This window comes from Jidongwangia harbinensis, from assembly GCF_020216025.1.
Lineage (GTDB): Bacteria > Actinomycetota > Actinomycetes > Mycobacteriales > Micromonosporaceae > Actinoplanes > Actinoplanes harbinensis.
In genome coordinates this window covers 229,796-243,458 of sequence record NZ_JAIWNC010000001.1, presented here as the reverse complement: position 1 = coordinate 243,458, position 13,663 = coordinate 229,796, and the positions used below count along the sequence as shown (strand labels likewise).

General features: G+C 70.2%; 13 protein-coding genes. 8 read left to right on the top strand and 5 right to left on the bottom strand.

Annotation, left to right across the window (positions count from 1 at the left end; genetic code table 11):
- Window positions 1–111: 111 nt before the first annotated feature.
- Genes LDL48_RS01050 through fabG form a run of 8 tightly spaced genes read left to right on the top strand, consistent with a single transcriptional unit; the run spans window position 112 to window position 7,897 of the window.
- Window positions 112–1,770, top strand: coding sequence for a tannase/feruloyl esterase family alpha/beta hydrolase (locus LDL48_RS01050; RefSeq protein ID WP_225253025.1), 1,659 nt, complete (start codon window positions 112–114; stop codon window positions 1,768–1,770).
- Window positions 1,767–2,534: an ABC transporter ATP-binding protein gene (locus LDL48_RS01045; protein ID WP_225253024.1), complete on the top strand. Its 768-nt coding sequence runs from the start codon at window positions 1,767–1,769 to the stop codon at window positions 2,532–2,534. The genes LDL48_RS01050 and LDL48_RS01045 overlap by 4 nt, the downstream gene beginning before the upstream one ends.
- Window positions 2,527–3,219 (top strand): ABC transporter ATP-binding protein, encoded by a 693-nt coding sequence (locus tag LDL48_RS01040; RefSeq protein ID WP_225253023.1) that lies wholly within the window; start codon window positions 2,527–2,529, stop codon window positions 3,217–3,219. The genes LDL48_RS01045 and LDL48_RS01040 overlap by 8 nt, the downstream gene beginning before the upstream one ends.
- A gap of 48 nt (window positions 3,220–3,267) precedes the next feature.
- Window positions 3,268–4,512: an ABC transporter substrate-binding protein gene (locus tag LDL48_RS01035; protein WP_225253022.1), complete on the top strand. Its 1,245-nt coding sequence runs from the start codon at window positions 3,268–3,270 to the stop codon at window positions 4,510–4,512.
- A 16-nt stretch (window positions 4,513–4,528) separates the two neighbouring features.
- Entirely contained in the window at window positions 4,529–5,401 is an 873-nt protein-coding gene (locus tag LDL48_RS01030) for a branched-chain amino acid ABC transporter permease (protein WP_225253021.1), read from the top strand.
- On the top strand, window positions 5,398–6,444 hold the full coding sequence (locus tag LDL48_RS01025) for a branched-chain amino acid ABC transporter permease (RefSeq protein WP_308016415.1): 1,047 nt from the start codon (window positions 5,398–5,400) through the stop codon (window positions 6,442–6,444). Before LDL48_RS01030 ends, LDL48_RS01025 begins: the two co-directional genes overlap by 4 nt.
- Before the next feature lie 16 nt (window positions 6,445–6,460).
- Entirely contained in the window at window positions 6,461–7,141 is a 681-nt protein-coding gene (locus LDL48_RS01020; RefSeq protein WP_225253020.1) for a TetR/AcrR family transcriptional regulator, read from the top strand.
- 18 nt (window positions 7,142–7,159) lie between these two features.
- Window positions 7,160–7,897, top strand: coding sequence for a 3-oxoacyl-ACP reductase FabG (fabG, locus tag LDL48_RS01015; protein WP_225253019.1), 738 nt, complete (start codon window positions 7,160–7,162; stop codon window positions 7,895–7,897).
- A gap of 10 nt (window positions 7,898–7,907) precedes the next feature.
- On the opposite strand, the gene LDL48_RS01010 is transcribed toward fabG, so the two are convergent.
- The 5 genes from LDL48_RS01010 to LDL48_RS00990 all read right to left on the bottom strand — a co-directional run bounded on the left by LDL48_RS01010 (window position 7,908) and on the right by LDL48_RS00990 (window position 13,601).
- Window positions 7,908–8,690, bottom strand: coding sequence for a MerR family transcriptional regulator (locus LDL48_RS01010; protein ID WP_225253018.1), 783 nt, complete (start codon window positions 8,688–8,690; stop codon window positions 7,908–7,910).
- A gap of 14 nt (window positions 8,691–8,704) precedes the next feature.
- Entirely contained in the window at window positions 8,705–9,466 is a 762-nt protein-coding gene (locus LDL48_RS01005; protein ID WP_225253017.1) for an ABC transporter permease, read from the bottom strand.
- Complete coding sequence (locus tag LDL48_RS01000; protein WP_225253016.1) at window positions 9,463–10,260, bottom strand: ABC transporter ATP-binding protein; 798 nt, start codon at window positions 10,258–10,260, stop codon at window positions 9,463–9,465. Before LDL48_RS01000 ends, LDL48_RS01005 begins: the two co-directional genes overlap by 4 nt.
- 114 nt (window positions 10,261–10,374) lie before the next feature.
- Window positions 10,375–11,775 (bottom strand): carbohydrate-binding domain-containing protein, encoded by a 1,401-nt coding sequence (locus tag LDL48_RS00995; protein WP_225253015.1) that lies wholly within the window; start codon window positions 11,773–11,775, stop codon window positions 10,375–10,377.
- A 176-nt stretch (window positions 11,776–11,951) separates the two neighbouring features.
- Entirely contained in the window at window positions 11,952–13,601 is a 1,650-nt protein-coding gene (locus LDL48_RS00990) for a glycoside hydrolase family 44 protein (RefSeq protein WP_225253014.1), read from the bottom strand.
- Between the last annotated feature and the right edge of the window lie 62 nt (window positions 13,602–13,663).

Genomic DNA, 13,663 nt, shown 5'->3' with positions numbered 1-13,663 from the left:
TTCCATGCGTAGCTCTTGCGACCAGGTGTGACGCATGGCACAGTGACTGGCACTCAGTGCCTTCCAAGATTGGATTGGCGGCACGGCGTGCTTTAGTCCAGGGGGTTCGCGATGAGTCCGGTGCGGCGATTCCAGGGGAGTTCGAGGCGGCTCCCGGCCTGGCTGACGGTGGTCACCACGGTGATCAGTGCGACGGCGCTGCTCGGGCCCGGGCCCGCCGCCGCGGTCAGTCCGGCCCCCAGGTGCGCGGAGCTGGCGGCGGTGCGGATCCCGCCGTCGGCGACCAGCCTGCCGACCCGCGGCGGCCGGGTGCAGTCGGCCGCCGTGACGACCCAGGTGGTGAGCGGTGCGACCGTCGAGTACTGCGACGTGCGCGCGGCGCTCTCGCCGATCGATCCGTCCGCTCCGGACATCAGGCTGCAGATCGCCATGCCGGCCGACTGGAACCGGGACACGATGATGTTCGGCGGTGGCGGTTTCAACGGCACGATTCCCGCCGTCACGCAGAACGTGCCGTTCGGCCGTCCCGATCGGGCGGCGCCCCTGGCCCGTGGATACGCGACGTACGCCAGCGACGCGGGCCACCAGGCGGGTCCCACCGGGTCCCTGGACGGGTCGTTCGGCGTGAACGACGAGGCACTGCGGAACTTCGCCGCCGGCGACGCGCTCAAGAAGACGCACGACGCCGCCACGTACCTCATCCGTCGCGGCTACCGGGCCGGCCCGGCCCGGGCCTACTTCGCGGGCGGTTCGACCGGCGGTCGCGAGGCTCTGGTCGTCGCGCAACGGTGGCCGGACGCCTTCGACGGCGTCATCTCCGCCTACCCCGCCTGGAACAACCTGGCCGAGATCCTCCACCTCGGACACCTGGCGCGGGTGATGTCCCGGCCCGGCGCGTTCCCCGGCCCGGACAAGCAGACCCTGCTGTACGACAGCGTCATGGCGGCCTGCGACGCGCGCGACGGGATCGCGGACAAGATCATCTCGAACGACCGCGGCTGCCACTTCGACCCCCGGGTGCTCCGCTGCCCCGACGGCGCCGACACCGGGCCGGCCTGTCTCTCCGACCCGCAGATCGCCGCGGTGACCGCCGCGTCCACACCGTTCAGCTGGCCGTACCGCATCGCCAGCGGCGAGCGGTACTACCCCGGCTTCCCGCTGCTGTCCGGGGCCGACATGCGCACCCCGTATCTCGGCTTCGGCACGTCCGCGCCCGCCAACCCGATGCCGGCGACGAGTGCGTACGGGTTCCAGTACTGGGACCAGTGGGTGAAGTACTTCCTGACCCGGGACCCCGGCCAGAACTCCCTCGAGATCGACCCGCGGCGGCCCGGGAAATGGCTGCCCCGGATCAGTCACCTCTCCACCATCCAGGACCGCAACGACGCGGACCTCCGTCCCTTCGCGCGATCCGGCGGACGGCTGCTGCTGATGCACGGCTCCGCGGACGAACTGGTCTCCCACCGGTCGACGAACGACTACTACCGGCGGGTGCTCGGTCAGGTCGGTGCCCGGCAGACCCACCAGTTCATGCGGTACCACCTCGTGCCGGGCGCGAACCACGCCAACTTCGGTGCGCCCGCGTTCGCCGCCACCTGGGACTCGCTGTCCGCGCTGGAACAGTGGGTCGAGGAGGGGCGGCCGCCGGTCGAGCCGGTGGCGGTGGACAGCAGGGACGGCCGGACGCGCCCGCTCTGCGAGTACCCGCGCTGGCCCCGGTACCGCTCGGGCGATCCCGGCCGCGCCGAGAGCTTCAGGTGTTCGTGGTGACCTCGCCGGACGCCCGGGTGGCGGTGCGCACGCGGGCGCTGACCAAGGTGTTCCGGGGTTTCCGCGCGGTCGACTCGGTCGACCTGGAGGTCCGCGAAGGCAGCGTGCACGCGCTGGTGGGCCCCAACGGTGCCGGGAAGACCACCCTGTTCAATCTGCTGACCGGCTTCGTGTCCCCGACCTCCGGGGCGATCACGGTGTTCGACGAGGACGTCACCGGCCAGCCGCCCGAGCAGGTCGCGCGCCGGGGCGTGGCCCGGTCGTTCCAGATCACCAGCCTCTTCGAGACGCTGACCGGCCGCGAGCATGTGGAACTCGCGCTGCAGGGCCTGACCAGGCAGGGATTCCGGTTCTGGCGGTCGGAGAAGCTGCTGGGCCGCAACCGGGCCCGGGTGGAGGAACTGCTCACCCAGGTGGGGCTGATGCCGCTGGCGGACAAGCCGGTCGGCCTGCTCGCCTACGGGCAGAAGCGCGCGCTGGAACTGTCCCTGGCGCTGGCGCTGGACCCACCGGTGATGCTGCTCGACGAGCCGACGGCCGGGATGGGCGTCGAGGACGTCGACCGCACCATCGAGCTGATCCGTCGCATCGCGACCGGCCGCACCGTGGTGCTCGTCGACCACAACATGCACGTGGTGGGCAGCCTGGCGGACCGGGTGACGGTCCTGCAACAGGGCCGGATCCTGGCCGAGGGCCCCTATCACGAGGTCCGCACCGACGAACGGGTGATCACCGCCTACCTGGGCGAGGCCGACCATGCTTGAGGTCACGAATCTGCAGGCGTGGTACGGCCTGGCGCAGGCGCTGCACGGGGTGGACCTCCGGGTGGGCGAGGGCGAGGTCGTCGCGCTGGCCGGACGCAACGGCGCCGGCAAGACCACTCTGGTGCGATGCCTGATCGGCCTGCACCGGCAGGCGGGCGGGAGCGTGCGCTTCCTCGGCCGCGACGTCACCGGCATGGCGGCACACCAGCGGGCCCGCGCCGGCATGGGCTGGGTCCAGGACGACCGCGGCATCTACGCCGGCCTCACGGTGGAGGAGAACCTGCTTCTCCCGCCCAGGGTCTCCGACCGGGCCTGGACGCTGGACCGGGTCTACGAGGCGTTCCCCGTCCTCGCCGACCGGCGCAAGGCGTCGGGCACCACGCTGTCCGGCGGGGAGCAGCAGATGCTGGCCATCGCGCGGGTGCTGCGGACCGGTGCCCGTCTGCTGCTGATGGACGAGCCCTCCGAGGGACTGGCCCCGGTGATCGTGGCCCGGATCGGCGCGATCATCCGCGAGATCAAGGCCACCGGCGCCGGCGTGCTGCTCATCGAGCAGAACGTCAAGTTCGCGGCCACCGTGGCCGACCGGCATTACCTGCTCAGCCAGGGCCGCATCGTCGAGTCCCTGGACAGCTCCGACTTCCGGCGCCGCGAGGGTGAACTCCTCAAGCACCTCGGCATCTGACCTCTCGATCGGCAACGCGACACACGGATACGACTGAGGAGAGCCACCATGACAAGCAGACGAATGCGCACCGGTGCCTCGGCCATGACGGCGGTACTGCTGCTCGGGGCCTGCGGCGGGGGCGGACCCGGGGGATCGGGAGGCGACTTCTCCGGGGACAAGCTGGTGCTGGCGGTGCTCAACGACCAGTCCGGCGTCTACAAGGACGCGTCCGGCCCGAACTCCGTCAAGGCGGTCAAGATGGCCGTGGCCGACTTCCAGAAGAAGTACGGCGACCAGGCGGTCGTCGACAAGATCGACGTCACGTCGACCGACCACCAGAACAAGCCGGACATCGCCAACACCAAGGCCTCGGAACTGTACGAGCGGCAGGGCGCGGACGTCATCCTCGACGTGCCCACCTCGTCGGCCGCCCTGGCCGTGGCCAACCAGGCGAAGAACCACAAGAAGCTGTTCCTCGACGTGAGCGCGGCGACCACCGCGCTGACCGGCGCGCAGTGCAACAAGTACACCTTCCAGTGGGCGTACAACACCTACATGCTGGCCAACGGCACCGGCACCACGGTCACCGAGAACGGCGGCAAGAACTGGACGATCATCTACCCGGACTACGAGTTCGGGCAGAACATGACCAAGTCCTTCAGCGACGCGATCACGCGGGCCGGTGGCACGGTGCAGAGCACCATCCCGACCCCGTTCCCGAACGAGAACTTCGCGACCTTCCTCACCAAGGCCGGCAGCACCAATCCCGACGTGATCGGGACCATGCAGGCGGGCGGTGACCTGATCAACCTGGTCAAGCAGTTCAACGAGTCGGGACTCAAGGAGAAGGGCGTCGAGCTGGCGGTCGGGCTGATGCTCATCACCGACATCCACTCGCTGGGCGTGGACCAGTTCGCCGGCACGATGTTCACCGACGCCTGGTACTGGAACATGGACGCCGAGGCGCGGGCGTGGGCGGACCGGTTCAAGGCGGAGACCGGGACCCGGCCGACGTTCGAGCACGCCGGCAACTACTCCGCGGCGCTGCAGTACCTGGAGGCGGTCCAGGCGGCCGGCACCGACGACGCCGACGCGGTCGTCGGCAAGCTGGAGGGCAAGAAGGTCAACGACGCCTTCCTGCGCAACGGCGAGATCCGCGCCAAGGACCACTCCGTCGTCCACGACGCGTACCTGGCCCGGGTCAAGAAGCCGGCGGAGGTGAAGGAGGAGTGGGACTACGAGGAGATCGTGACCACGATTCCGGCGGCGAAGGCGTTCCCTCCCGCCGAGGCGTCCGGCTGCTCGATGTGAGTGGTGGGCCGAACTCATGAACGCAGTGCTTCAGTACGCCGTACAGGGACTGGCGGCCGGCAGCTTCTACGCGCTGGCCGCCCTGGGACTGGCGGTCATCTTCGGCGTGCTGGGCGTGGTCAACTTCGCCCATGGCGCGTTCTACATGCTCGGCGCGGTCGCCGCGGCCGTCCTGCTCGACACCCTCGACCTCTCGCTGTGGTGGTCGCTGCTGGTGGTGCCGGTGCTGATGTTCGGGTTCGGCGTCGCGGTGGAGCGGCTGCTCGTGCAGTGGCTGCTCCGGCTCGACCCGCTCTACAACTTCCTGCTCACCTTCGGCCTCACGCTGGTCCTCGTCGAGCTGGTCAAGCAGCGGTACGGCGTCTCCGGACTGCCGTACGAGCTGCCGGGTCCGCTGCAGGGCCGGTTCGACCTGGCCGGCGTCGTGCTGCCGCGCTACCAGTTGTTCGTCCTGCTGTTCTCCCTGGCGATCTGTGTGCTCGTCTGGCTGGTGATGACGCGCTCCCGGGTCGGCATGATCGTCCGGGCGTCGACCGAGAAGCCCGACCTCGCCCGTGCCCTGGGCATCAACGTGGGCCGCTGGGTGACGCCGGTCTTCGGCTTCGGGGTCGCGCTCGCCGGCCTGGCCGGCGTGCTCGCCGCGCCGTTCCGGGCGATCACCGCGGAGATGGGCAACAACTTCGCGATCATCCTGTTCGCGGTCGTGGTCATCGGCGGGCTCGGGTCGATCGTCGGCGCGGTGGTCGCCGGTTTCCTGGTCGGCCTGGTGGAGGCGTTCGGGCAGGCGTACGCCCCCACGTTCGCGCAGATCTTCATCTTCGTCCTGATGGCCCTGATCATCCTGGTCCGGCCGGCCGGGCTGTTCGGACGCAAGGAGGCGACCGCATGACGCAGTCCGTGGAGACCGAGGCCCCGGTCACCGTGACCGGGACCCCCGTCGCGGGACGCGACCCGAGGTTACGCTGGGCCCTGCTGGCCGTGGGCCTGGTGGCGGCGCTGGCGCTGCCCTGGTTCGTCTATCCGCCGGTGGCGATGGACATCGTGGCGATGGCGCTGTTCGCGATCGCGCTGGACATCCTGCTCGGCTTCACCGGCCTGCTCTCCTTCGGCCACGCCGCGTTCTGGGGCAGCTCGGCGTACGTCACCGGCCTGGTCGCCACGCACTACGGCGTGCCGTTCCCGGTGGCCGTCGTCGGCGGCGCGGTGTTCGCGATGATTCTCGCCGTCCCCCTCGGGTACCTGTCGATCCGCCGGTCCGGGATCTACTTCGCGATGGTGACGCTGGCCTTCGCGCAGATGGTCTACTTCGTCGCGTACCAGTGGAGCGACCTGACCGGCGGCGAGAACGGGCTGCAGGGCGTACCGCGGTCGTTCTTCGGCATCGACCTGGTGGAGACCGAGTCGTTCTACTTCTACTACGCCGCCCTGCCGATCCTGCTGCTCGGCATGTGGGCGGCCTGGCGGATCGTGCACTCGCCGTTCGGACGGGTCCTGGTGTCGATCCGCGACAACACCCAGCGGGCCCGGGCGCTCGGCTACGAGGTCGAGAAGTACAAGGTCATGGCGTTCGTCCTCTCCGCCGGCCTGACCGGCCTGGCCGGCGGGGTGTTCGCCATCAACCACGGTTTCGTCGCGCTGACCGAGCTGCACTGGAGCACCTCGGGCGAGGTGGTGCTGATGACGGTGCTCGGCGGCATCGGCACGCTGTGGGGCGGCATCCTCGGTGCGTTCCTGGCCGTGATGCTGGCCGACTACCTCGCCTCGTCCGGCTTCTCCGGCATCGACCTGGTCACCGGAACGGTCTTCGTCCTGGTGGTGCTGCTGTTCCGCCGTGGCATCTGGGGTACCGTTCGACACCAATGGCTGGCCCGCCGGCTGCGCCGCAGTTCGTCGCGCCGCAGCCCGGCCGATGCCGACCCGGCGAAGCGGTGAGAGAGGGCACCTGTCGGTGACTTCGCGGAGAATACTCGAGACCAAGTACCGGATCTCGGAAACGGCGATGGCCCTGTTCCTCAAGGAGGGGTACGCGAACGTCACGGTCGAAGCGGTCGCGGAGGCGTCCAATGTGTCCCGCCGCTCCGTCTTCCGGCACTTCGAGAGCAAGGACGAACTCGTCTTCCCGGACCACACCGAACGCCTCGGGCTGGTCGAACGGTGTCTCCTGGAGGCCGGCCCGGACACCGACCCGGTGGACGCGGTCATCGCGGCCACCGAGGAGTCGCTGCGGGACTTCCTCAGCCGGCCCGAACTCGTCCTCCGCCGGTACAAGCTGACCCGGGTGGTGCCCGAGCTGCGCAAGCGGGAGGTCATCGAACACGAGCGGTACGTGGCGCTGACCCGGTCCTTCCTGCGCGACCGGCTCCCGCCGGACGCCCCGTCCTTCCAGTCGGTGGCGCTCGCCGCCCTCATCGACGCGATCCACCGGGCCGCGCTCGGAAACTGGGTACGCGGCGGCGGCACGACCGACCCGGTCGCCGAACTGGCGGCCGGCATGGACTGGGTTCGCCGCCTGATGGTGCACCAGTCGACCTTCTCGACCGCTCCGCTGCTCCTCGCCCTGCTGCCCGACACGCCGCAGACCCGCCGCGTCCTGACCACGTTGAAGGACGCGGCCGAGGATCTGCTCTAGCCTTGGGAGGATCCGCAGTTGCCGAACCTGACGTTCGACTTCGCGGGCAGAACCGCGATCGTGACCGGAGCGGCGCGCGGGCTCGGACTCGAGTTCGCCCGCCTCTTCCACCGGTCCGGGGCGACCGTGTTCCTGGTCGACGCGGACGCCGACGAGGTCGCGCTGGCCGCCGCGGAAATGGGCGCGGTCGGCATCGCCTGCGACGTCACCAGCACCGAAGCCGTCGATGATCTGGTGCACCGGGTGCGCACGGCCGCCGGCCGGCTGGACATCATCGTGAACAACGCCGGCATCCTCCGCGACCGCCGGCTCTGGAAGCTGTCGGACCAGGACTGGGCCGAGGTGCTGGACGTGCACCTGGGCGGCACCTTCCGGCTGACCCGCGCCGCGGTTCCGGTGTTCCGGGAGCAGCGGTACGGCCGCGTCATCAACGTGACGTCGTACACCGGCCTGCGCGGCAACATCGGGCAGGCGAACTACGGCGCCGCCAAGGCCGGCATCATCGGTTTCACCCGGACCGCGGCCAAGGAGCTGGCGTCGTTCGGGGTCACCGTCAACGCCATCTCACCCAACGCCGAGACCCGGATGATCGGCTCGATTCCCGAGGACAAGCGCCAGGAACTCGAGGCCGCCATCCCGCTCGGGCGGTTCGCGGCGCCCAGCGAGATCGCCGCCACCACCGCCTTCCTGGCCTCCGAGGAAGCCGGCTACATCACCGGAAGCGTCGTGCCGGTGGACGGCGGAATCTCGATCTAGCGTCCCGCCCTCAGCCGGGCGGCTCCTTGACCCGCTGCGTCCGGGTCCAGCCGTCCCAGCCGCGCTCGCGCATCAGTTCGCGGATCCGCTCCGCCCGCTTGTCGGCCGCGTCGGCCAGGTCGTCCAGCAGGGCGAAGGAGATGTCGTCGTCCTGCCCCGTCTCGTGTACGTCGATGACGCCCGCGGCCTCCGCCTGCTCCGCCAGTTCCACCATGAGGTCGACCACCTCCGTCACGCGCGGGTCGTCCACCACGTCGGCGTCCACGATCTCCGACAGCAGCTGGTAGAGCCGGACCACCCGCGGGTCGTCGAGCTGTGCCATCTTGTCCGGCATCCACTCCAGGACCTGGTCGGGCCAGCGGGCCGCGATCAGGATCCACCCGTCCCGCTCACCCGCCAGTATCCGGTCGGACGTCCCGATCTCCCGGAGCCGGTCGAGATACGCGACCACCGGCGGCGGGAGGACCAGGCTGTCCCCGGCGGTGAGCCGGGCGACCTGCCGGCGGCTCGCCGCCAGCCGGTCGATCTCGTCGCGCAGCTGGGCGTCGATCCGTTCCACCGCCTCGGCGAAGGTCGCCGGGTCGGCCTCGAGCATCCGGCCGACCTGCGCCAGCGGCACGCCGGCGTCGGCCAGGGTGCGGATCTTGATGAGCTGCACCACGGCCGGCGCGCCGTACTTCCGGTAGCCCGAGGTGTCCCGTTCCGGCTCGGGCAGCAGCCCGATCTGGTGATAGTGCCGCACCGCCCGCACCGTGACGCCGGCGTACGCGGCCAGTTGCCCGATCGTGAGCATGGTCTGATCCTGGCTCAGTTGATGCGGCGACGGTAGGTGATCACGGCGAACGTGACGGCCAGGACCAGGAGCCCGAGGCACCAGCCGAGGGCGGTCCAGATGCCGGAGCCGACCGGCTGCTCGGCGAACAGGGCCCGGATCGTGTTGACGATCGAGGTGACCGGCTGGTGCTCGGCGAAGGCACGTACCGGACCCGGCATGGACTCGGTGGGCACGAAGGCCGAGCTGATGAACGGCAGGAAGATCAGCGGGTACGCGAACGCGCTCGCGCCGTCCACCGAACTCGCGGTGAGGCCGGGAATCACGGCGAGCCAGGTGAGCGCCAGCGTGAACAGCACCAGGATGCCGGCCACCGCGAGCCATCCGAGCACGCCGGTCCCGGACCGGAAGCCCATCGCCAGGGCCACCAGCACGATCACCGCGAGCGAGATCAGGTTGGCGACCAGCGAGGTGAGCACGTGCGCCCACAGCACGGCGGCCCGGGCGATCGGCATGGACTGGAACCGTTCGAAGATGCCGCCCTGCAGATCCTGGAAGAGCCGGTACGCGGTGTACGAGATCCCCGAGGCGATCGTGATGATCAGAATGCCGGGTAGCAGGTAGTTCACGTACGAGCCGGATCCGGTCTGGATCGCCCCGCCGAAGACGTACACGAACAGCAGGAGCATGGCGACCGGCGTGACCGCCGTGGTGATGATGGTGTCGGGACTGCGCGCGATGTGGCGCAGCGAACGGCCCAGCAGCACCGCGGTGTCGCCGAGGAAGTGCCGGTTCATCGCTGTTCTCCGTTCGCGGCGGTGCCGACCAGGCTGAGGAAGACGTCTTCCAGGGTGGGCTGCTTCTCGACGTACTCGACCGTGGCCGGGGGCAGCAGCCGCTTGAGTTCCTCGAGGGTGCCGTTCACCAGGATCCGGCCCTGGTGCAGGATCGCGATCCGGTCGGCCAGGTGTTCCGCCTCGTCGAGGTACTGGGTGGTGAGCAGCACCGTGGTGCCGCCCTCGGCGAGTTCCTGGACGGCCCGCCAGACATCGATGCGCCCCTCCGGGTCCAGCCCGGTGGTCGGCTCGTCGAGGAAGATCACCGGCGGATTCCCGATCAGGCTCATCGCGATGTCCAGCCGGCGGCGCATGCCCCCGGAGTACGTCGCCACCCGGCGGGCGCCCGCCTCGGTCAGCGAGAAGCGCCGCAGCAGGCCGTCCGCGATCGCGCCGACGTCCTTGAGGTGCCGCAGCCGGGCGACCAGGACGAGGTTCTCCCGGCCGGTGAGGATCTCGTCGACCGCCGCGAACTGACCGGTGAGACTGATCGACTCGCGGACGTCGGCGGCCCGCGCCGCGACGTCGAACCCGTTGACCTCCGCGCTGCCCGCGTCGGCCCGGAGCAGGGTGCAGAGGATCTTCACCAGGGTGGTCTTGCCCGCTCCGTTGGAGCCGAGCAGGGCGAAGATGCTTCCGCGGGCCACGTCGAGGTCGACGCCGCGCAGCACCTGCAGATCCTTGAACGATTTCGCCAGGCCGCGTACCCGTATCGCGGGGTGTTCGGCCTGCGGGGTTGCCGGTGGAATGCTCATGGCGTCAGCATGCAGGGTTGACGCAGCGTCAGGGTCAAGCCCGTTCCGCGGCCGGCTGGGGGAAGGCCGTCCGCCCGGCGACGACACCTGCTGCCGGGCGGACGGTCCGGGTCCCTACGGGCGGGCGCGGCCGTACACGCCGGCCGTGACCGTCAGTGCCTTGGTGGCGCCGGCGATGCTGCCGCCGGAGTAGAGGCCACCGGTGCTGGTGCCGCTCACGCTGCCGCCGGTGTAGACGTCGTAGGCCTGGCCGTTGGTGATCCTGGTGGAGGAGAACACGACCTCGTAGAAGCTCTTCGGCGCCTGGTACGACGCCAGCACGGTGGTGCCGGACACGATGTGGACGATCGTGCCGGCCGCCCGGTTGGTCGGGAACACCGGTGCCACCCAGCCCTGCCCGTTGGTCGGCACCCGGGTGCCGAGGACGGCCATGGAGGTCATGCCGGCACCGAGCACCGTGCCGCCGTTGAGGAACGTCGTGCCGTTGGCGTCGAACGCGCCGTCGCCGCCGCGGGCGCCGCTGGTCGGGCCGTTGGCCACCACGGTGCCACCGGTGAAGGTGAGCGTGCCGTTGGAGTCGTAGCCGTCCTTGCCCGAGTCGCTGATGATGGTGCCGCCGCTGACCCTGATGAACGCCTTGGTGGACACCGCGAACTCGTCGAGGCCCTCCTCGGCGGCGTTGATCGAGTCGTCGGTGGACACCACGTTGAGCGTTCCGCCGCTGATCGTCAGCTCCAGGGCCTCGAGAGCCTCGAACGACCGGGTGACGTTGATCGTGCCGCCGGAGATGTTCAGGGCGTTCTGTCCCTTGATCCCGTCGTCGCCGGCGGCGACCGAGACGGTGCCGTTGGTGATGGTGACGACGCCCTTGCCGGCCTCCTCGTCGTTCGACTTGAGCCCGTCGCCGCTCGTCGAGGTCGCGCTGACGGTGCCGCCGTTGACGGTGAGCGAGTCCTTGCCCCGGATGGCGTCGTCCTTGGCGTTGACGGTGACCGTGCCGGACTGGATGACCAGGTCGTCCTTGGCGGCGATGCCGTCGGCGTAGTTGCCGCGGACGGTCAGCGCGCCGGTGCCCGCGATGGTCAGGTCCGCCGTGCTGAACAGAGCGGCGTCCGGTTCGTCGGGGTTGGTGTAGGTGGTGGCGTCGGTGAGCGCGTTGGTCGTCCCGGCCGCGAGCGTCACGGTGACCGCGTCGGCGCTGGCCACGTGGAGCGCCGACGAACTCGCGTTGGTGATCGAGGCGCCGTTGAGGATGAGTTCGACCGCGCCGGCGGCGGCGGTGTTCACCGTCACGGAGCCGTTGTTCAGCGTGCCCCGGATCTCGTAGGACCCGGGCGCCGTGATGGTGACCGCCCCGCCGGAGACGGTCACGTTGCTGCCGGAGACGGTGGCGCTCGACCCGTTGAGGGTGATCGTGGCGGTCGGCGCGGCCACCGCGGCCGCCGCGAGCGGTCCGGCCATCAGCCCGGCGGTGAGCCCGGCGACGACAGCGGTTCTGCGTGTGGTGCGTTTCATGACATTCCCGTCGTTCGGGTAGCGAGGACGGATTCCGGTGTCGGCGGCCTGGGGAATCCGGCCCATCGGTACCAATGGATGAATTGAAGCCTATCTATGGAAACATAGGCCCCTGCCCGCCTCGATCGGACCCTCGCCACCTCAAAGAATGCTGGGAATCTCCCGCTGACCGGGCGTCAGCGCCGGGGCAGGACGAGCATGGTGAGGGAGTTCGCCGGGTAGGTCGCCTGGACCGCGCCCCCGGTCACCGCGAGATCGTCGCCGCGGACGATCGAGGTCAGGTCGGCGGGGCCGTACGTGAAGCGCTGCGCCGTCCCGCTGCGGCGCGAGCCCGCGATCGCCAGCGGCGCGGTCAGGTCCTCGCCGGTCTTGTTGACGACCATCACGGTCAGCGCCCGGTCGGCGGAGCGCTGCGCCGCGTACACCGCCAGCCGGCCCTGGTCGCTGCTGGCCGCCGACACGCTGACGTCACCGAACCGGCCGCCCGCGCCGTCGTAGTTGCGGTACATCCGGAACGCGAACGCGCCGGGCTGCGTCGGCTGGGGCTCGCCCCACATGGTCGCGAGATCCAGTCCCTCGCGACCGAAGATGCCGAGGACGTCGGCCTGGGTCAGCGCGCCGTTGATGTGGTCCAGCGCGCCGAAGTTGTACTCGGTGACGGCGGTCCTGGTGCCCGGGTAGTGATCCGCGATCCAGGCCTTCATCGTCCGGATGAACTGCAGGGGCGGGGCGTTCACGCCGGTCGGGCCGATCCACGACTCCTCGACGTAGGTCGGGTCCCACAACGACCGGGTGGACCGCAGCCGCAGCGCGTTGGCGTCCGGGTCCGTACCGCTGCCGATCTGCGGGTAGTAGTGCTGGTCGAAGTAGTCCAGGAAACGCCGGCCGCCGTGGGCGTCGCTGTAGTCCTTCATGTTCTTCAGGTACCACTGGGAGAGGTTGAGCCCGCCGTGCGCGGCCGCGTCGGCACCGAGCGCGCACCCGTCCACGCCGGACGAGATCCATTCGCAGTAGCCCCAGCCCGACGGGCCGAGCACGGCCGCGGTGGGGTCGGCCCGCTTGATGGCGGCGGCGGTCGCCGTACCCTTGCCGCCCAGCTCGTCGTAGGTGACCGGGGCGGGATGCACGTCGCGGTGGGTGGAGGCCCACAGCACCGGTTCGTTGTCGAGTTCATAGATCCGCACGCCGCCCCGCGCCGCCGTGCCGAACCGGTCCACCAGATGCGACACCATCTCGCCGGCGAACGCCGCGTCCGCCGGGACGGAGGTGTCCGCCGGGTCCGCTCCGGTGAGGTTCGTGTCGTTGAGCCGGCCGTTGCCGCAGTTCGGGTCCCACTGGTCGAACTGGTCCTGCTCCGGGAAGCGGGTCGCCGGGAAGCCGCAGGCGAAGGGGTGCGACGACGGTGAGTCCTTGGCGACCCAGCCGATCATCGGCACGGTGACGATCTGCTTGGCGCCGCGGGCCCGGTTCCGCTCGACGAACGCCTCGACCGTGTTCTCCGGCCCGGCCACGATGTTCTCGAAGAACCAGTCGCTACCGGTGTTGTAGGTGTGGTTCCGGAAGTTGTAGCGGCTGCTGGCGTTGCCGCCCCAGCGCGCCACCGGCTGGCCGATCTCGGCCGCGAACGCCGCCTCGGCCCCGTTCAGCCCGTAGACGTCCGGACTGATCCGGTGCCGCGCGGCGGACACGTCGACCGACAGCGTCAGCGCGCCGGCCGCCGCGGCCGGCGCCGCGGCCACCTGCGCGGTCGCCACCGTCGCCAGCAGCGACAGCGCTACCCCGGTGGCGGTGACCTGACGTCGGTTCCGATGCCGTCGAACGCGCATTCCGGGCCCCTTCACTGGCGACTATTCATCGATGTCCATCGAATGAAGGGTGGCCGGGCGCC

Excerpts from the sequence above, each read along its gene's own strand:
- LDL48_RS01040 (WP_225253023.1), top strand. The coding sequence starts at position 2,527 with ATGCTTGAGGTCACGAATCTGCAGGCGTGGTACGGCCTGGCGCAGGCG.
- LDL48_RS01010 (WP_225253018.1), bottom strand. The coding sequence starts at position 8,690 with ATGCTCACGATCGGGCAACTGGCCGCGTACGCCGGCGTCACGGTGCGG.
- LDL48_RS00995 (WP_225253015.1), bottom strand. The coding sequence starts at position 11,775 with ATGAAACGCACCACACGCAGAACCGCTGTCGTCGCCGGGCTCACCGCC.
- LDL48_RS00990 (WP_225253014.1), bottom strand. The coding sequence starts at position 13,601 with ATGCGCGTTCGACGGCATCGGAACCGACGTCAGGTCACCGCCACCGGG.
- LDL48_RS01025 (WP_308016415.1), top strand. The coding sequence starts at position 5,398 with ATGACGCAGTCCGTGGAGACCGAGGCCCCGGTCACCGTGACCGGGACC.
- LDL48_RS01005 (WP_225253017.1), bottom strand. The coding sequence starts at position 9,466 with ATGAACCGGCACTTCCTCGGCGACACCGCGGTGCTGCTGGGCCGTTCG.
- LDL48_RS01000 (WP_225253016.1), bottom strand. The coding sequence starts at position 10,260 with ATGAGCATTCCACCGGCAACCCCGCAGGCCGAACACCCCGCGATACGG.
- LDL48_RS01050 (WP_225253025.1), top strand. The coding sequence starts at position 112 with ATGAGTCCGGTGCGGCGATTCCAGGGGAGTTCGAGGCGGCTCCCGGCC.
- LDL48_RS01030 (WP_225253021.1), top strand. The coding sequence starts at position 4,529 with ATGAACGCAGTGCTTCAGTACGCCGTACAGGGACTGGCGGCCGGCAGC.
- LDL48_RS01035 (WP_225253022.1), top strand. The coding sequence starts at position 3,268 with ATGACAAGCAGACGAATGCGCACCGGTGCCTCGGCCATGACGGCGGTA.